Source organism: Xanthomonas bonasiae (assembly GCF_017163705.1).
Classification (GTDB): domain Bacteria; phylum Pseudomonadota; class Gammaproteobacteria; order Xanthomonadales; family Xanthomonadaceae; genus Xanthomonas_A; species Xanthomonas_A bonasiae.
In genome coordinates, this window is the sequence record NZ_JAFIWB010000009.1 from 1 (window position 1) to 18547 (window position 18547).

The window sequence follows — 18547 nt, forward strand, 5'->3', positions numbered from 1 at the left end:
ACGCCTGCCGCTCCGTCGGCGACACCCGCCCCCGCAGCTGCGCCCAACACGGCTCCGGCCGCCCCGGTCGCTGCGCCGGCCGCCGCCGCCGCGACCCCGCCGCCGGCCGCGGTCACCCCGATCCCGAAAGGCCCGCCGGTGAAGGTGACGCCGGAGCTCGCCGCCGAGGGCAAGAAGATCTTCCTGTCCGCCGGCTGCAGCGCCTGCCACGGCGGCACCGGCGGTGGCGGCATGTGCCCGCCGCTGACCAATGACATCTGGGTCTACGGCCACGACGACGACACGCTGCGCACGCTGATCAGCGAAGGAACCGCCGGCATGACCGCGCACGGCAAGGTCCGCGTCGGCCACGAGAAGGTGGTCGGGCAGATGCCGCCGTTCGCGCCGGTGCTCAAGGACGGCGACACCGAGAAGCTGCTGGCCTTCATCCACTCGATCAACAAGACCGCGGGCGCGGCGCCATGATCCCAGGCGCGCGCCGCACGCTGGGCACCGCTGCGCTGGCGCTGCTGTTGGCCGGCGCCGCCTGCCAGCGCGCGGCCGCGCCTGCCGCGGAGGCGAACGCCGACGCCACGCCGTCCGCCACGCCGGCGGCGGCGCTGGCGTACGTGCCCAACCAGCGCGCCGGCACCATCTCGGTGATCGACACCGGCACCGACGCGGTGCTGCGCACGCTGTCCGCGCAGGGCCAGCTCGGCAAGCGCCTGCAGCAGATCCTGCCCGGACCCTCGGGGCACCTGTACGTGATCGACGCGCAAGGGCACCGGCTGCTGGAGCTGGATACGGTGCAGGACCGGGTGCTGCGCAGCGTGGACATCGGCGAGAACGCCGAGGGCATCGCCGCGTCGCCGGACGGCCGCCAGTTCGCGGTCTGCGTGGAAGGGCAGAACCAGGTGATGCTGATCGATCCGGCCAGTTTCGCGATCGGCGCGCGCATCGCCACCCAGGGCCAGGCGCCGGAGCACTGCGTGTACAGTCCCGACGGCGCGCTGCTGCTGACCAGCAACGAAGGCTCCAACGACCTGGACGTGATCGACCTGAAGGCGGGCAAGTCCACCGGCATCATCGCCACCAGCGGCCATCCGCGCGGCATGGCGTTCGCCCCCGACGGCAATACCGTGTACGTGGCGCAGGAAGCGGCCAGCGTGGTCGATGTGATCGATCTGGTCGCACGCCGGCGCGTGGCCAGCATCCCGGCCGGGCAGCGCACCGCCGGCATCGCCATTTCGCGCGATGGCAGCCGCGTCTACGCCTCCAACGGCGGCGCCGGCACGGTCAGCGTGATCGACCCGTCCGCGCGCGCCAGCCTGGCCGAGATCCCGGTCGGGCAGCGCCCGTGGAATCCGGCGCTCAGCGCCGACGGCAAGAAGCTGTACGTGGCCAACGGCCGCTCCAACAGCGTGAGCGTCATCGACACGACCACCATGAAGGAGATCAAGCAGATCGCAGTGGGCGACATGCCCTGGGGTGTGGTCATCGCGCAATGAGGCGAGGAGCGCATGCGGCACAGCGAGAGGATGCGGGGAGAGGGGAATGAAGACGCGAGCCGCTGTCGCCTGGGCGGCGAACCAACCGCTGGCCATCGAGGAGGTGGACCTGCAACCGCCCAAGGCCGGCGAGGTGCTGGTGCGCCTGGTCGCCAGCGGCGTGTGCCACAGCGACGCCAGCACCCTGTCCGGCGCCGATCCGGATGCCGCGTTCCCGGTGATCCTGGGCCAGGAAGGCGCCGGCGTGGTCGAGGAGGTCGGCATCGGCGTCACCAGCGTGCGCCCCGGCGACCATGTGATCCCGCTGTACATGCCCGAATGCGGGGTGTGCAAGTTCTGCCGTTCCGGGCGCACCAATCTGTGCCAGGCGATCCGCGCCAGCCAGGACCGCGGGCTGATGCCCGACGGCAGCAGCCGCTTCTCGCTGCGCGGGCGGCCGATCCTGCACTACATGGGCACCAGCACCTTCGCCGAGTACACCGTGCTGCCGGAGATCGCGGTGGCCAAGATCCATCCCTCCGCGCCGCTGGACAAGGTGTGCCTGCTCGGCTGCACGATCACCACCGGCATCGGCGCGGTGCTCAACACCGCGCGGGTGCGGCCCGGCGACAGCGTGGCGGTGTTCGGACTCGGCGGCATCGGCCTGTCGGTGGTGCAGGGCGCGGTGATGGCGCGCGCCGGGCGCATCATCGTGGTCGACATCAACCGCGACAAGTTCGAGCTGGCGCGCGCACTGGGCGCCACCGACTGCCTGGATCCGAAGGACTTCGGCGCGCCGGTGCAGCAGGTGATCGTCGATCTCACCGACGGCGGCGCCGACCACAGCTTCGAGTGCGTCGGCGACGTGCGCGCGATGCGCGCGGCGCTGGAGTGCTGCCACAAGGGCTGGGGCGAAAGCATCATCCTGGGAGTGGCGCCGAGCGCGCAGGAGATCAGCACGCGGCCGCTGCAACTGGTCACCGGCCGCGCCTGGCGCGGCAGCGCGTTCGGCGGGGTCAAGGGCCGCAGCGAACTGCCGGCCTACGCCGAGCGCTACCTGGCCGGCGAGATCCGCATCGACGAACTCATCAGCGAGACGCTGCCGCTGCAGGACATCAACCGCGCCTTCGATGCGATCCGCGCGGGCAGGGGCATCAAATCGGTCGTACTGTACTGACACGTAGGAGCAAACATGGCTTGCAACAAGGAACGTGGTACTTCGCTGGCAAGCGCGCATGCGCTGGCCGTCGCCATCGCCATCGCCTTGGCCGCCGCGCCGGCCGGCGCGCAGACCACGGTCAATGCCGGCGATGCGCAGATCACCGCGCTGGACCGGGTCGAGGTCACCGCCACGCCGATCCCCGGCACCCTGATCGATGCCGACCACCTGCCGTACACGGTGCAGACCGCCAACGCCGACGACATCGCGCGCAGCCAGGCTGGCAACCTCACCGATTTCATGCTGCGGCAGATGAACGGCGTGGACACCAACGAGGTGCAGGGCAGCCCGTTCCAGACCGATCTCACCTTCCGCGGCTTCCGCGCCTCGGCGTTGCCGGGCGCCTCGCAGGGCGTGTCGGTCTACCTGGACGGGGTACGCATGAACGAACCGTTTGCCGACATCGTCAGCTGGGACATGATGCCGGAGGCGGCGATCCGCAGCGTGGCGCTGATGCCCGGCTCCAACCCGTTGTTCGGCCCCAACACGCTGGGCGGCGCGCTGGCGTTCACCACCCAGTCGGGCCTGACCGCGCCGGGCCTGCGCGCGGATCTGTCGTTCGGCAGCGGCGCGCGCAAGCGCCTGGACGCGTCCTACGGCTATGCCGGCCGCGATGGCCTGCACGCCTTCGTCGCGGTCACCGGTTTCGACGAGGACGGTTGGCGCGACGCGTCCGAAGGCCGCCTCGGCACCGTATTCGGCAAGCTCGGGCGGCAGGGCGAAAACACCGACTGGGACGTGTCGCTGCTGCACGGGCGCAGCCGCCTGATCGGCAACGGCCTGCTGCCCGGCAGCCGCTACACCGACGACGGCATCGAGCCCGGCCTGTACGAGGCCGATCGCGACGCGGTCTATACCTCGCCGGACCTGACCCGCAACCGCAACACCCTGCTGACCGCGCAACTGGACCACCGCTTCGACGCGGACACGTCGCTACATCTGTTGGCCTATTACCGCGACGGCCGCCGCGACACGGTCAATGGCGACATCAACGAGGACTACGAGGAATTCGTCGAGGACTGCGCCGATGGCTACGCCGCCGACGGCACGCCGCTGGACGACGACTGCACGGTGTCGCGCGCCGAGGCCGACGCCCTGCACAGCGGCGTGCTCAACACCACGCAGATGCGCCAGCACGCCGAGGGCGTGGCGCTGAACTTCAGCCGTCAGGCCGGCGCGCATGCGCTCAGCCTCGGCGCCACCTACGATCGCAACCGGGTGCGCTACCGGCAATACGCACAGGAAGGCTTCGTGGAGGACGACCGCGCCGTCGTCGCCGATCCCGACGAGGAGCGCGAATTCTTTTCCGGGGTCAGCGGCCGCAGCAGCACGCTGGGCGTATTCGCCGCCGACACCTGGGAAGTGAGCGAGGCCACCCACGTGACCGGCGCGTTGCGCTGGAACCGGGTCGAGGTCAGCAACGTGCTGTCCACCGCCGAGGACGGCGCGCTGCCGCGCGAGCGCTTCGTGTTCGCCAAGGCCAATCCGTCGCTGGGCATCACCCAGCGCCTGGGCGGCGGCTTCACCGCTTTCGCCTCGGCCTCGCAGAACAGCCGCGCGCCGACCGCGATCGAACTGGGCTGCGCCGATCCGGAACAGCCGTGCCGGCTGCCGACCGGGCTGCAGGCCGACCCGCGCCTGGAGCAGATCGTCTCGCGCACCTACGAAGTCGGCGTGCGCTGGAACCCATCGCCGGAGCAGGCCTTCAACGCCTCGCTGTATCGTGCCGACAATCGCAACGACATCCTGTTCCTGCGCGCGCCGAATACCCAGCTGGGCTACTTCGACAACGTCGATCGCACCCGCTACCAGGGCGCGGACCTGAGCTGGCGCGCCAGCAGCGGCCCGCTGCGCTGGTTCGCCGCCTACAGCTACCTGGACGCGACCTACCGCAGCGACGGCGAACTGCTGTCCGGCGAGCGCACCATCGAGCTGCATCCGGGCATGCGCATCGCCGGCCTGCCGCGCAACACGCTGAAGCTGGGCGTGGAGTGGCAGGCGCTGGCGCCATTGGCATTGGGCGCGGACCTGCGCGCGATCTCGCGGCGCGTGGCCAGCGGCAACGAGGACGGCCTGGTCGAGGATCCCGAGGATGGCGAAGACGCAGTGCGCCACGACCTGTCCACCGGCGGCTACGCGTTGGTCGACGTGCACGGCACCTGGCAGATCGCCGACGGCCTGTCGCTGTACCTGCGCATCAACAACCTGTTCGATCGCCGCTACGAGACCTATGCGGCGGTCGCCGAGGACCTGTTCCCGGACGGCGCGCTGGCGCGCCCGCAGGACGCCGCGGTCGAGGACGGCCCCTCGCGCTTCGTCGCCCCTGGCGCGCCACGGCAGTACCAGGTCGGTTTGCGCTGGCGGTTCTAGAGTGGCCGGTGATCTGTGCAGCGCAGCGCATGGCGCCGCGCCGCCTGCTCCGGGCGAATGCTTTTTGTAGGAGCGGCTTCAATCGCGGCATCGAAGCCGGAAAGTTTCAGGCTTCGACAGCAGTCGGGACTGAAGTCCCTCCTGCAACGGCACGGATGTGCATCGCCGCACCAGGCCACGGTTGTTTGTAGGAGCGGCTTCAGCCGCGACATCGAAGCCGGAAATTTTCAGGCTTCGGAGGCAGTCGGAACTGAAGTCCCTCCCACAACAACGGCATGGATGCGCATCGCCGCACCAGGCGAGAGCTCCTTTGTAGGAGCGACTTCAGCCGCGACATCGAAGCCGCTGGGTATCCGGCTTCGATGTCGCGGCTGAAGCCGCTCCTGCAGAGAGCGTTGGCGTACGCGGGATGGCGTGATCGAGCAGCTTCGCACCCGCACTCAGGCCGTCGCCAATCCATGCTTGCGCAGTTTGCGGTACAGGGTGTTGCGGCTGATGCCGAGTGCGTCGGCGGTGCGGCTGACGTTCCAGCGGTGGCGTTCGAGCTGCTGCTGCAGCACGCTGCGCTCGGCGCTGTCCAGGGCCACGCGGCCGGGCATGTCGTCGGCGGCGACCGCATCGCCGTTGACCAGGCACGGGCCGCTGTCGGCATCGACGATTTCCTGCGGCAGGTTGGAGATGCGGATCATGCCGTCGGCGCACAGCACCGCGGCGGTGCGCAGCACGTTGCGCAGTTGCCGCAGGTTGCCCGGCCAGGCGTAGCTGAGCAGCTTGTGCAGCGCATCTTCGTTGATGCGCACGTGATGCTCGCCGCTCTCCTCGCGCAGCAGGGTGCGGATCAGTTCGGCCTTGTCGCTGCGCTCGCGCAGCGGCGGCAGGTGCAGCACCACGCCGTTGAGGCGGTAGTACAGGTCCTCGCGGAATTCGCCGGCCGCCACCATCTGCATCAGGTCGCGGTGGCTGGCGCTGATCACGTGCAGTTCCAGCGGCATCGCCCGGTCGCTGCCCAGCGGGGTCACGCTCTGTTCTTCCAGCACGCGCAGCAGCCGCGTCTGCAGCGGCAGCGGCATGTCGCCGATCTCGTCCAGGAACAGGGTGCCGCCGCTGGCCTGCAGCAGCTTGCCGTGGCGGCCTTCGCGCGCGGCATCGGTGAACGCGCCGCGCGCATAGCCGAACAGTTCGCTCTCGATCAGCGCCTCCGGGATCGCCGCGCAGTTCACCGCCACGAACGGCCGCGCCGCCCACGGCGAGCCGCGGTGCACCGCCTTGGCGAATTCCTCCTTGCCGGTGCCGGTGGCGCCGCACAGCAGGATCGACACCCGATGCGCGGCCAGCTTCAGCGCGTTGTCCAGATTGTGGCGCATGCGCGGATCGGAGCCGACGTGTTCGCGCGAATAGGCCGCCTCGCCGCTGTCGGCACTGGCGGCGCGCGCGTGGCCGGCGACAGCGTCGCGGCGCGGCGGCTGCGCCAGGGCGAAGAAGCGGCGCCCGTGGCAGGCGCAGCGGATCGACCACAGCGTGCTGGCGTCGTTGCGCGCGCGCTGTTCCACGGTGTCGAAGTCCAGCTGCATCACCTGCGAGATGTCGCGCCCGACCAGCAGGCCGCGATCGCCCTTGCCGAGCTGTTCCAGCGCGGCATCGTTGACGGCCAGCACGCAGCCGTCGTCGCCGATCGCCATCAGCGCCTCGTGCAGCAGGCCGGCGAACTCCGGGCGGCTGTGGAAGCGCAGGATCCACGCATGCCGGTACTGCTCCAGGAAATACGAACGCGCGATCTGCGCCGCCGACATGCGCACCAGCGCGCTGGTGTGGCGCTGCACCAGCTTGGTGTCGCGCGCGTCCGGGGTGGAAGCATCCAGGACCGCCAGCAATTGTCCGTGCGGGTCGAGGATCGGCGCGCCGCTGCACGACAGCGGCAGATGCCGGACCAGATAATGCTCCCCGCGGTGCACGCCGAGCGCGCTGCGCTCCACCGCGCAGGTGCCGATGCCGTTGGTGCCCTGGTAGCGCTCGGCCCAGCTGGCGCCGCAGAACAGCCCGGTCTCGCGGAATTCGCGCAGCAGCGCCGGGTCCTGCACGCTGTGCAGCAAGGTCGCCTCGGCGTCGGCGAACACCACCGCGTAGCCGCCGCCGGCGATCTGCTCGTAGAGGTTCTCCATCTCCACCTTGGCGATGCGCAGCACCTCTTCGAGCCGCTGCTGGCGCTCGCGCAGCCCGCTGCCGTCGTGGACCATCGGCGAAGGGGGGGCGTCCGGACTCAGTCCGTACTCGTCCAGGCAGCGCTGCCAGGAGCGCGCCAGCGCCGGCGGCAGCGGTTCGATCTGGCGGAAGCGGCGCATCCGCGCCAGCAACGCGGATTCCGCCTCGGCAGCGGACGGCGGTCCAGCCGTGGCCTGCAGGAGGTTGGCGACAGTCAGTTCCGACACGTGGCGCATCCTCGGTCCCCACCCGGGACCAGAGTGGCAGTGACGCACAAACCGGGCCTTGGCTCAAACCGCAGTGCAGCAAAAGCCGGGAGTGGGGAGTCGGGATTGGGGATTGGCAAGAGCGGCTTGCCTGGGTCGGATCCCTTGCCGCCCTGGGCCAAAACGAAAAACCGCGCGATCGCGCGGCTTGTCGTGGCATCAAGGCGCCAGAACCCTGCTTTTACGAATCCCCAATCCCGACTCCCCAATCCCGGCTACAAGGCATACCCGAACTGCTGCTTGAACTGGTCGTTGAACTCGTCGAAGTCGAAGCGCTGGTTCTGGGTGCCCGGGTGTTCCACCTTCAGCGCGCCCATCAGATTGCCCATGCGCCCGATCGTCAGCCAGTCGCAGCCGCGCTCGATGCCGAAGATCAGGCCGGCGCGGAACGCGTCGCCGCAGCCGGTCGGGTCGACCACGCGGCGCTCGTGCGCCGGCGGGACGTCGTAGGTCTTGTCGGGGGTGTACACCAGTGCGCCCTTCGGGCCCTGGGTGGTGATGTAGGCCTGCACCCGCGAGACGATGTCCTGCTCGTTCCAGCCGGTGCGCTCCTGCAGCAGGTTGGACTCGTAGTCGTTGACCACCACGTAGTCGGCCTGTTCGATGAAGGTGCGCAGCTCCGGGCCGTTGAACAGCGGCATCGCCTGGCCGGGATCGAAGATGAAGGGGATGCCGCCGGCGGCGAATTCCTCGGCGTTCTGGATCATGCCCTCGCGCCCGTCCGGGCCGACTAGGCCCAGGGTCACGCCCGGCACGTCGCGCACGTGGTTCTCGTAGCTGCGCATCATCGCGCCGGGATGGAACGCGGTGATCTGGTTGTTGTCGTGGTCGGTGGTGATGAACGCCTGCGGGGTGAACAGCTCGTCGATCACCTTGACCCGCGACAGGTCGATGCCCAGCGTCTCGAAATGCTCGCGGTACGGGCCGAAATCCTGGCCCACGGTGCCCATCGGGATAGGATCGCCGCCCAGCAGGTGCAGGTTGTAGGCGATGTTGCCGGCGCAGCCGCCGAACTCGCGGCGCATCCGCGGCACCAGGAACGACACGTTCAGGATGTGCACCTTGTCCGGCAGGATGTGGTTCTTGAACTGGTCCGGGAACACCATGATGGTGTCGAAAGCGAGGGAACCACAGATCAGTGCGGACATCGGGCAGGCCTTGGCGGAGGGATGAGCCCGCATTCAGGCGGGCAGCGTGCGGGGTCGCCGCGGCGCAAAGGGTAACGGCTGCGGCCGGGCAGGGCCACAAGCACGATGCACGGCGCCCCCTGCGAGTGCATGCAAGGCGCGGTTTTAGCGAGAATTTTCCTTGCCCGCACCCAGGTGGGTTGTTACGCTAGCAGACTTCGTTTTCTGCCCATTTTTTCGCCATTCGGCGACGGCACGCGACTCCCCAGGACTCAATTCCCCGATGTTCAAGAAACTCCGCGGCATGTTCTCCAACGACCTGTCCATCGATCTGGGCACGGCCAACACCCTCATCTACGTGCGTGGCCAGGGCATCGTGCTGAACGAACCGTCGGTGGTCGCGGTGCGCCAGGACCGGGCGATCGGCGGCACCCGTTCGGTGGCCGCGGTCGGCGCCGAGGCCAAGCAGATGCTCGGCCGCACCCCGGGCCACATCACCACCATCCGCCCGATGAAGGACGGCGTCATCGCCGACTTCACCTATACCGAGGCGATGCTGAAGCACTTCATCAAGAAGGTGCACAAGTCGCGCTTCCTGCGTCCGAGCCCGCGCGTGCTGGTCTGCGTGCCGGCCGGCTCGACCCAGGTCGAGCGCCGCGCGATCAAGGAATCGGCCGAGGAGGCCGGCGCGCGCGACGTGTACCTGATCGAGGAACCGATGGCCGCGGCGATCGGCGCCGGCATGCCGGTCACCGAGGCGCGCGGTTCGATGGTCATCGACATCGGCGGCGGCACCACCGAGGTGGCGGTGATCTCGCTGAACGGCATCGTCTATTCGCAGTCGGTGCGCATCGGCGGCGACCGCTTCGACGAGTCGATCACCAACTACGTGCGCCGCAACCACGGCATGCTGATCGGCGAGGCCACCGCCGAGCGGATCAAGCTGCAGATCGGCTGCGCCTATCCGCAGGAAGAGGTGCAGGAGATGGAAATCTCCGGCCGCAACCTCGCCGAGGGCGTGCCGAAGATGATCAAGATCAACTCCAACGAGGTGCTGGAGGCGCTGCACGAGCCACTGTCGGGCATCGTCTCGGCGGTCAAGCTGGCGCTGGAGCAGACCCCGCCGGAGCTGTGCGCCGATGTCGCCGAGCGCGGCATCGTGCTGACCGGCGGCGGTGCGCTGCTGCGCGACCTGGACCGGCTGATCTCCGAGGAGACCGGCCTGCACGTGCAGGTCGCCGACGATCCGTTGACCTGCGTGGCCCGCGGCGGCGGCCGGGCGCTGGAGCTGGTGGACATGCACGGCAACGAGTTCTTCGCGCCGGAGTGATCGTGAAGCCGGGAATGGGGAGTGGGGAATGGGGAATCGAACGGCCCCTCCGCACCGACATTGCCGGCTCCGCAGCCGCTCCCTTGCCTGCGCCCCGGCCTGATCAAGCCGGGGATGCGCTGTTGCTTTCCGATTCCCCATTCCCGATTCCCCAATCCCGGCTTTAACTGTGCCTCCCTACGCCGGTCCTCCCGTCACTGCCCGCCCGGGCGAAGCCGCCAGCACGCCGCGCCTGCTGGCGTACCTGGCCCTGGCGGTGGTGCTGATCGTGCTCGATGCGCAGGCCGGCTGGCTGGCCCAGCTGCGCAGCCAGACCAACCTGCTGGTGCAGCCGCTGTGGGCGCTGGCCGGGCTGCCGGGCCGGCTCGGCTCGCAGGTGCAGGAGAACGCCGCCAGCCATGCGCAGCTGGTCAGGGAGAACCGCGCGCTGCGCAACGAACTGCTGATCGCCAAGGCGCGGCTGACCCGGCTGCAGACCGCGGCGCTGGACAACGCGCAGCTGCGCGAGCTGCTGGGCGTGGCCGAGCGCCGCGGCCTGGACGTGCAGCTGGCGCCGATCCTGGACATCGACCTGGACCCGACCCGGCAGCGCCTGGTGCTCGACGCCGGCGGCCGCGACGGCGTCCACGTCGGCCAGGCGGTCATCGACGCCGGCGGGCTGATGGGCCAGGTGATCGAGGTGACCCCGCTGCACTCCACCGTGCTGCTGCTGACCGACCCGGACCACGCGGTGCCGGTGACGGTGGCGCGCAACGGCGTGCGCCTGATCGTCTACGGCCGCGGCGACACCCTCGAACTGCGCGACGTGCCGCTCAGCGCCGGGGTCGAAGTCGGCGACGAGATCGTCACCTCCGGCCTGGGCGGCCGCTTCCCGGCCGGCTTCCCGGTCGGCACGGTGGCGACGCTGCGCCCGGACGACACCCACGCCTTCCTGGTCGGCAACCTGAAGCCGGCGGCGAAGCTGGATCGGGGGCGGGATGTGTTGTTGCTGCGGCCTTCGGCCTCCGCAACGGGATTGGGGAGTGGGGATGGCCAGCCTGCGGCTGTCGAAGAGCGCGCGGGATTGGATAAAAGCGGCGCCAGCGGTGGCGGCAATGGTCGTGTGCCATCCGCGGCTTCCACCGCGCCAACTCAGCCGGCGTCCTCCCCACTTCCGGACTCCCAGCAGGCCACGCCTTCGCGATCGGCCGCCACCCCGCCGCCGGCACGTACCGCGACGGCTCCCGCTCCCGCGGCCTCCGCCGCGCCCGCTGCCCGCAAACAGCCGCTATCCCCTCGAATCCCGAATCCCGAATCCCCAATCCCGGCGTCTCCACAGGAGACGCAGCAATGAGCCGCCCCCGCAGCAAAGGCTGGGTGCTGCCGGTCAGCGTGATCCTGGCGCTGGTGCTGGGCTTGCTGCCGTTGCCGCTGTTGCTGCAGCCGCTGCGCCCGTACTGGCTGGCGCTGGTGGTGGCGTACTGGGTGATCGAGACCCCGGACAAGGTCGGGCTGGGGTTCGCCTTCGCCATCGGCGTGGTCGCCGACCTGCTGTACGGCGGGGTGCTCGGCGAGCAGGCGCTGCGGCTGGTGATCCTGAGCTTCATCCTGCAGCGCTTCCGCGCGCGGATCCGCTTCTTCCCGATGTCGCAGCAGGCGCTGGCGATCGGCGGCCTGCTGGTCAACGACCGCATCGTCGCCGCGGCGGTGCACCTGGCGGTGGGCGAGCCGACGCTGCCGTGGAACTACTGGTGGGCGCCGCTGCTGGGCATGGCGCTGTGGCCGCCGCTGTTCGTGCTGCTGGACGCGCTGCGGCTGGGCCGGCGGAGCAAGTAGCGTGGCCTTCACCCGCCGCACGCAGAAGAACCCGCACGCCGAGGCCGAGCAGTTCCGGCGCCGCGCGGCGCTGGGCTTCTTCGGCGTGCTGGTGGCGCTGGTCGGCCTGGGCGCCTGGTATTTCAAGCTGCAGGTGCTGGACCACGACATCTACGCCACGCGCTCGGACGCGAACCGGATCAAGCCGCGGCCGGTGGTGCCGGGGCGCGGCATGATCTACGACCGCAACGGCCGCCTGCTGGCCGAGAACGTGCCCGCGTTCCGGCTCGACGTGACCCCGGACAAGGTCGAGGACATGGACGCGCTGCTGGCCGAGCTGGGCAAGGTCATCGCGCTGTCGGCGGAGGACATCGAGCGCTTCCAGGCCGCGCGCAAGGCCAGCCGCAGTTTCCGCCCGGTCACCCTCAAGCTGCGGGTCAGCGAGGAGGAGCGCGCGCGTTTCGCGGTGGACCGCTGGCGCTTCCCCGGCGTGGAACTGGAGCCGTACCTGACCCGCCACTACCCCTACGGCGACCTGTTCGCGCACATCATCGGCTACGTCGGCCGCATCGACGAGAAGGACCTGGAGATGCTCGGCGAGGGCAATGCCGCGCTGACCCACATCGGCAAGTCCGGGCTGGAGCGCTATTACGAAGAGGAACTGCGCGGCAAGGTCGGCTACGAGCAGGTCGAGACCAACGTGCAGGGCCGCGCGATCCGCACCGTCGGCCGGGTCCCGGCGCAGTCCGGCGCCGATCTGCGCCTGTCCATCGACGCCGACCTGCAGCGCGCGATGGTCGCCGCGTTCGGCGACTACCAGGGCGCGGCCATCGCGATCGATCCGCGCACCGGCGAGATCCTGGCGATGGTCAGCCTGCCGTCCTACGATCCCAACCTGTTCGTCAACGGCATCTCGCACGCCGACTTCCAGGCGCTCAACAGCGATCCGTCGCGGCCGCAGTTCAACCGCCTGGTGCTCGGCGGGGTGGCGCCCGGTTCGACGATCAAGCCGTTCATGGGCCTGGCCGGTCTGGACAGCGGCACGCGCCGGCCGGAGGACAAGATCCTGTCCACCGGCATGTTCTACCTGCCCGGGGTCAGTCGCGGCTGGGGCGACTCGCACCGCGGCGGGCACGGCTGGACCGACCTGCGCAAGTCGATCGCGCAGTCGGTCAACACGTACTACTACAAGCTGGCCGTCGACATGGGCATCACCAAGGTCGACCAGTACATGAACCGCTACGGCTTCGGCGCGCCGACCGGCATCGACCTGATGGGCGAGATCGGCGGCATCGTGCCGTCGCCGGCCTACAAGGCCAAAAGCCGCAAGGAAGCGTGGTATCCCGGCGACACGGTCAACATCGCCATCGGCCAGGGCGACTGGAAGGTGACCCCGCTGCAGCTGGTGCGCGCGGTGGCCGGCATCGCCGATGGCCAACTGCGCACCCCGCACCTGGTGATGGCCCAGCGCGGCGCGTTCGACCAGCCGTGGGCGCCGGTGGCGCTCGGCCCGGGCAAGCCGATCAGCGACAATCCCGGCAACCTGCAGGCGGTGCGCGAGGGCATGATGGACACCATGCGTCCCGGCGGCAGCGGGCATGCGATCGCGGTCAGCGCGCCGTACCAGATGGCCGGCAAGACCGGTACCGCGCAGGTGGTCAGCCGCAAGGGCCTGGCCGCGGTGGATCCGCGCAGCCTGCCGATGCACCTGCGCCATCGCTCGCTGTTCGAGGGTTTCGCCCCGGCCGAGCAGCCGACCATCGCGCTGGCGGTGGCGGTGGAAGGCGGCGGCTACGGCGCCAGCACCGCCGCGCCGATCGCGCGCAAGATCTTCGATGCCTGGCTGCTCGGGCGCCTGCCCGCCGGCATCGAGCCGCTGGACAGCCTGCGCGGCGCCACCGCGTTCGGCAGCCAGCTGTACTACGCCGAGGATCCGGGCTCGCGCGGCGCCGCCGACGCGGTGGCGCTGGCCGCCGGCGAGCGCCCGGTGCTGATCGGCCCGGTCGAAGTGGAGGCCGCCGAGGTGCCGCTGCCGGCGGCGCCGCCACCGATCCCCGACGAGATCCCGGACGAACGATGAAGGATTTCCTGCGCTGGCTGACCGATCTCGGCGGCCGTTTCGCCCGCACCCTGGACTGGCCGATGTGCCTGGCCCTGGGCGCGCTGATGGTGATCGGCCTGGCGGTGCTCAAGAGCGCCGGCGGCCAGGCCGGCGGCAACCACCTGATGCTGGCCCAGGCCATCCGCTTCGCGATCGGCGCGGCGGCGATGTGGGGCCTGTCGCGGGTCTCGGCGCTGCGCCTGCGCGCGTGGACGCCGCTGATCTATGCGCTGTCGATGCTGCCGCTGCTGGCGGTGTTCGCGCTGGGCACCGGCAAGTACGGCCGGCAGTGGCTGGACCTGAAGGTGTTCTACCTGCAGCCGGCCGAACTGCTGAAGATCAGCATGCCGATGATGGTGGCCTGGTACCTGCACCGCGTGCCGCTGCCGCCGCGCGTGCCCACGGTGCTGGTCAGCGCGGTGATCATCGGCATTCCCACCGCGCTGATCATGCTGCAGCCGGACTTCGGCACCGGCGTGCTGATCGCCGCCAGCGGCGGTTTCGTGCTGCTGCTGGCCGGGCTGCCGTGGTGGTGGGTGGGCATCGCGGTGGGCGGCGTCGCCGCGGCCGCGCCGGTGGCCTGGCTATGGCTGCTGCGGCCGTACCAGAAGGACCGGATCATGATGTTCCTCAATCCGGAGAACGATGCGCTCGGCGCGGGCTGGAACATCATCCAGTCCAAGATCGCGATCGGCTCCGGCGGCCTGCACGGCAAGGGCTGGGGCCTGGGCTCGCAGTCGCACCTGAACTTCATTCCCGAACAGACCACCGACTTCGCGTTCTCGGTGCTCAGCGAGGAGTTCGGCTGGATCGGCGTGGCCACGGTGCTGACCCTGTACCTGGTGGTGATCGCGCGCTGCCTGTGGATCGCCGCGCAGGCGCGCGACACGTTCTCGCGCCTGCTCGCCGGCGCCACCGGCCTGGCGTTCTTCGTCTACGTGCTGGTCAACGGCGGCATGATCTCCGGGCTGCTGCCGGTGGTCGGCGTGCCGATGCCGCTGATGAGCTATGGCGGCACCTCCGCGGTGTCGCTGCTGGCCGGGCTGGGCCTGGTGATGGCGGTCAAGGCGCACCGCCCGGTGCACGGCTACTGAGCCGCACGCACCGCCGGCGCGCGCTGGCTTAACCGCAAGTATGCGGTGATGTGGCAGACGATTGCGGCATGTGTCGGCGCTGCGCACAATTCGCGTCGATGCCACGTCGCGGCGCCGGATTTTCCGGTCCGCTGCGAGCGCAGGATCCGTTCCGGGTGAGCCACGCGCGGCCTCGATGCCGCCCAGCCGACCCGCGTCCACCGAGGGGAGCCAACGCAGCGCAGCGTCGATCCGGGCCAGGCCCGTGTCGTGTCCTTGCGTCCGTCCGCCTGCACCAGTTCCTCTCTCGTCTTCCCCGTGGTTCCTGTCCGCTCGGCTGTGCCGACATGGATGTGTGTCGATGAAATTCCTGAAATTCCTGCTGCTGCTGAGCGTTGCGCTCGGCCTGAGCGGCTATGCGTTGATCCGCTACTACTTTCCTGTCGGCGCGATGCACAGCCACGGCTACGGCCGGGTCGCGCTGACCCAGCCGCCCGGCCCGCCGCAGGGCATGGTGATCCTGTTCGCCAGCGGCAACCGCGCGCAGCGCCAGGCCGCGGCGGCGCGCATCGCCGCGACCGGCGCGGTGGTCGCGACGGTCGACGGCGATCGCTACCTGACGCGCCTGCAGCGCGCCGGCACCGGCTGCGGCCATGCCTGGCACGATGCCGAGCAGTTGAGCCGGCACCTGCAGCGCGATCTGCACGGCGACCGCTACTTCCTGCCGATGCTGGCCGGCACCGGCACCGGTGCGACCCTGGCCGAGCGCATCGTCGGCGCCGCGCCAGCGGCGACCCTGGGGGGCGCGATCGGCATCGCGCCGGCGCCGACCGAGGTCTGCGCCGGCACTGCGCACGCCAACAGCGCGCAGGGCTTCGTCGACATCGCGGCGGCACCGGTGGGCGCTGCGCCGGAGACGATGCTGGCCGCGCGCGTGGCCGCGCACCTGCACATGCCGGGCAGCGGCGGTGCGCTCGACGACCTGCCGTTGACCGAATTGCCGGTGCGCGTGCCCGGCGCGCCGCTGGCGATCGTGCTGTCCGGCGACGGCGGCTGGCGCGACATCGACAAGGGCATGGCCGAGGCCTTGCAACGGCGCGGCATCGCGGTGGTCGGCTGGGACAGCCTGCGCTACTTCTGGCGCGACAAGCCGCCGGCGCAGGCCAGCGCCGACCTGGCGCGGGTCATCGACCACTACCAGCAGCGCTGGCACCCGCAGCGCATCCTGCTGGTGGGCTATTCCTTCGGTGCCACCGCGATGCCGTTCATGTACAACCGCCTGCCGCCGGCGCAGCGCGCGCAGGTCGGCCTGCTCGCCCTGTTCGGCGTGGACCACAAGGCCGATTTCCAGATCCGCGTGCGCAACTGGTTCGACCTGGGCGATGCCGACGACGCCAAGCCGGTGCTGCCGGAAATCGCGCGCATCGCGCCGTCGCAGCTGCTGTGCGTGTATGGCGACCAGGAGAAGGACACGGTGTGCCCGCAGCTGCGCGACAGCGGTGCGAAGATCGTCGCGCTGCACGGCGGCCACCATTTCGACCAGCATCCGGCCGGATTGGCGACGATCGTCGACGCGCGTTGGCAGCAGCTCGCAGAAGACGCGCGCCATCCTGTCGCGGCGCTCGATGCCGGGCATCCTCGCGCCGGCGCGGCGCAACCCGCGCCGCTGCGCACTCCGCCCGGCGCGCTGCAATAGCGATGTCCGGTGCCTCGGCCTCGGCGCTGCCGCTGCCGGGGCGGATGACGATCCAGGCCTCCGTCGCGCCCGGCCATGCGCGCATGGCCGTCGCGTCCGCCTCCAACGCGTCATCTGCGTCGCTGCGCTGAAGGCAGGCAGCGCGCGTATCCGCGTGCACGGCTGCGACCCGCAACGCTCCACCGGCAGCGTTGCCGGCGCCTGGGCGACCACGTGTCCGGTGCGCTGCCCGCGCGCAGCTGGATGCCGGTCGTTCCCGCGTCGTAGTCGGCGCGGCGAGGCGCCAGCCCGACAGCGCTGACAGGCGCTATCGCTACCTTAATCGTCCCGCGCCTGTACCGCAGGCCACTGCGCCGGCCGCAATTGATCGCAATCAATGTTCGCGGCGGGCCGCGCGCGCATCGTGCCTGCAGTTCCCCACAGGCACCGACCCATGGCGTTCACCGTAGCGGTAGTGAAGGAAGAGCAGGCCGGCGAGCGCCGCGTGGCGATGGTGCCCGCGGTGCTGCCGAAGCTGGCGAAACTCGGCGCACAATTGCGCCTGCAGGCGGGGGCCGGTACGGCCTCGCGCTTCGACGATGCCGCCTATGCCGGCGCCACCGTGCTCGACGATGCGCAGGAAGTCGTCGCCGGCGCCGACCTGGTGCTGGCGGTGCAGGCGCCGTCGCTGCAGACGCTGGCGGCGATGCGTCCGGGCAGCGTGCTGGTGGCGATGCTGTATCCGGCCAAGGCGCCGGGCTTGCTGGAGGTGCTGTGCGAACGCCGCATCACCGCGTTCGCGATGGAAACCGTGCCGCGGATCAGCCGCGCGCAGGCGCTGGACGTGCTGTCCAGCCAGGCCGCGCTGGCCGGCTACTACGCGCCGCTGCTGGGCGCGGTGCACCTGCCGCGGATCCTGCCGATGATGACCACCGCGGTCGGCTCGCTGCGCGCCGCGCGCGTGCTGGTGATGGGCCTGGGCGTGGCCGGCCTGCAGGCGCTGGCCACCGCTCACCGGCTCGGCGCGATCACCGAAGGCTACGACGTGCGTCCGGAGACGCGCGAGCAGGCGCAGTCGGTCGGCGCCAAGTTCGTCGACACCGGCATCGATGCGCGCGGCGAGGGCGGCTATGCGCGCGAACTCACCGCAGAGGAGCGGGCCAAGGCCGCCGCGGTGCTGACCCAGCACATCCAGCAGGCCGACATGATCGTCACCACCGCCAACGTGCCCGGACGCACCGCGCCGATCCTGATCGACCGCGCGCAGATCGCCGGCATGAAACCCGGTGCGGTGATCGTGGACCTGGCCGCCGACAGCGGCGGCAACTGCGAGGGCAGCGTGCCCGGGCAGACCGTGGAAGTGGGGCCGGTGACCATCGTCGCGCCGTTCAACGTGCCCTCGGCATTGGCCCAGCACGCCAGCGAGCTGTACGCGAAGAACCTGCTGAACCTGCTCGAGCTGCTGGTCCGCGACGGCGCGCTGGCGCCGGACTTCGACGACGAGGTCGTGGCCGGCACCCTGCTCACCCGCGACGGCCAAGTCTGCCATCCCACGCCACGCGCGGCGCCGCCTGCGCCCGCCACCAAGGAGTCCTGAGCGATGAATCTCGATCTGTCGATGAGCTGGATGATCGCGTTGTACGTGTTCATGCTCGCTGCGTTCACCGGCTACGAAGTGATCGGCAAGGTGCCGTCGATCCTGCACACGCCGCTGATGTCCGGTTCCAACTTCATCCACGGCATCGTCGTGGTCGGCGCGATGCACGCGCTGTTCAACGCCGACACCGTCGCCGGCCAGGCGATCGGCTTCGTCGGCGTGCTGCTCGGCGCCGGCAACGCCGCCGGCGGTTACGTGGTCACCGACCGCATGCTGGCGATGTTCAAGCCCAGCGCCAAATCCGTCTCCGCCTCCGCCCCGAAGGAATAG

The 18547-nt window shown here is 70.3% G+C and carries 14 protein-coding genes; 12 read left to right on the top strand and 2 right to left on the bottom strand.

All coding sequences use genetic code 11. The features are described from left to right. The 4 genes from JR064_RS10330 to JR064_RS10345 form a co-directional block, all read left to right on the top strand. The coding region (locus JR064_RS10330; RefSeq protein ID WP_206229659.1) for a c-type cytochrome at positions 1–465 on the top strand (465 nt) is incomplete at its 5' end. After that, positions 462–1487 carry a beta-propeller fold lactonase family protein gene (locus JR064_RS10335; RefSeq protein ID WP_206229660.1) on the top strand — a complete coding sequence of 342 codons (1026 nt, stop codon included), beginning with the start codon at positions 462–464 and terminating at the stop codon, positions 1485–1487. The genes JR064_RS10330 and JR064_RS10335, both read left to right, overlap by 4 nt. Before the next feature lie 46 nt (positions 1488–1533). Further along, positions 1534–2643 carry an S-(hydroxymethyl)glutathione dehydrogenase/class III alcohol dehydrogenase gene (locus JR064_RS10340; RefSeq protein ID WP_179567391.1) on the top strand — a complete coding sequence of 370 codons (1110 nt, stop codon included), beginning with the start codon at positions 1534–1536 and terminating at the stop codon, positions 2641–2643. A 15-nt stretch (positions 2644–2658) separates the two neighbouring features. After that, a complete protein-coding gene (locus tag JR064_RS10345) occupies positions 2659–5055 on the top strand; it encodes a TonB-dependent receptor (RefSeq protein WP_206229661.1) in 2397 nt (798 codons plus the stop codon). A 440-nt stretch (positions 5056–5495) separates the two neighbouring features. Here JR064_RS10345 and JR064_RS10350 read toward each other — a convergent pair whose 3' ends face one another. Together JR064_RS10350 and JR064_RS10355 are read right to left on the bottom strand one after the other, a co-directional pair. After that, entirely contained in the window at positions 5496–7481 is a 1986-nt protein-coding gene (locus tag JR064_RS10350; protein ID WP_206229662.1) for a sigma 54-interacting transcriptional regulator, read from the bottom strand. Positions 7482–7735: 254 nt separating this feature from the next. Continuing rightward, positions 7736–8668 (bottom strand): carbohydrate kinase family protein, encoded by a 933-nt coding sequence (locus tag JR064_RS10355; RefSeq protein WP_179567385.1) that lies wholly within the window; start codon positions 8666–8668, stop codon positions 7736–7738. A gap of 262 nt (positions 8669–8930) precedes the next feature. Between JR064_RS10355 and JR064_RS10360 the strand changes: the two genes are divergently transcribed. The 8 genes from JR064_RS10360 to JR064_RS10395 all read left to right on the top strand — a co-directional run bounded on the left by JR064_RS10360 (position 8931) and on the right by JR064_RS10395 (position 18547). Further along, the gene (locus JR064_RS10360) at positions 8931–9977 is read left to right on the top strand and encodes a rod shape-determining protein (protein WP_003465837.1); all 1047 of its coding nucleotides are present in this window, start codon (positions 8931–8933) and stop codon (positions 9975–9977) included. 169 nt (positions 9978–10146) lie between these two features. Continuing rightward, positions 10147–11310 (top strand): rod shape-determining protein MreC, encoded by a 1164-nt coding sequence (mreC, locus tag JR064_RS10365; RefSeq protein ID WP_206229663.1) that lies wholly within the window; start codon positions 10147–10149, stop codon positions 11308–11310. After that, entirely contained in the window at positions 11307–11792 is a 486-nt protein-coding gene (gene mreD, locus JR064_RS10370; protein WP_179567381.1) for a rod shape-determining protein MreD, read from the top strand. Before mreC ends, mreD begins: the two co-directional genes overlap by 4 nt. A 1-nt stretch (position 11793) precedes the next feature. Then, positions 11794–13851 carry a penicillin-binding protein 2 gene (gene mrdA / locus JR064_RS10375; RefSeq protein ID WP_206229664.1) on the top strand — a complete coding sequence of 686 codons (2058 nt, stop codon included), beginning with the start codon at positions 11794–11796 and terminating at the stop codon, positions 13849–13851. Beyond that, positions 13848–14966: a rod shape-determining protein RodA gene (gene rodA / locus JR064_RS10380; protein ID WP_179567377.1), complete on the top strand. Its 1119-nt coding sequence runs from the start codon at positions 13848–13850 to the stop codon at positions 14964–14966. The genes mrdA and rodA overlap by 4 nt, the downstream gene beginning before the upstream one ends. Before the next feature lie 340 nt (positions 14967–15306). Continuing rightward, positions 15307–16641, top strand: a complete 1335-nt coding sequence (locus JR064_RS10385; protein WP_206229665.1) for a virulence factor family protein — start codon at positions 15307–15309, stop codon at positions 16639–16641. A gap of 433 nt (positions 16642–17074) precedes the next feature. Next, complete coding sequence (locus JR064_RS10390) at positions 17075–18217, top strand: NAD(P) transhydrogenase subunit alpha (protein ID WP_206229666.1); 1143 nt, start codon at positions 17075–17077, stop codon at positions 18215–18217. 3 nt (positions 18218–18220) lie between these two features. Next, positions 18221–18547: an NAD(P) transhydrogenase subunit alpha part 2 gene (locus tag JR064_RS10395; protein WP_179567371.1), complete on the top strand. Its 327-nt coding sequence runs from the start codon at positions 18221–18223 to the stop codon at positions 18545–18547.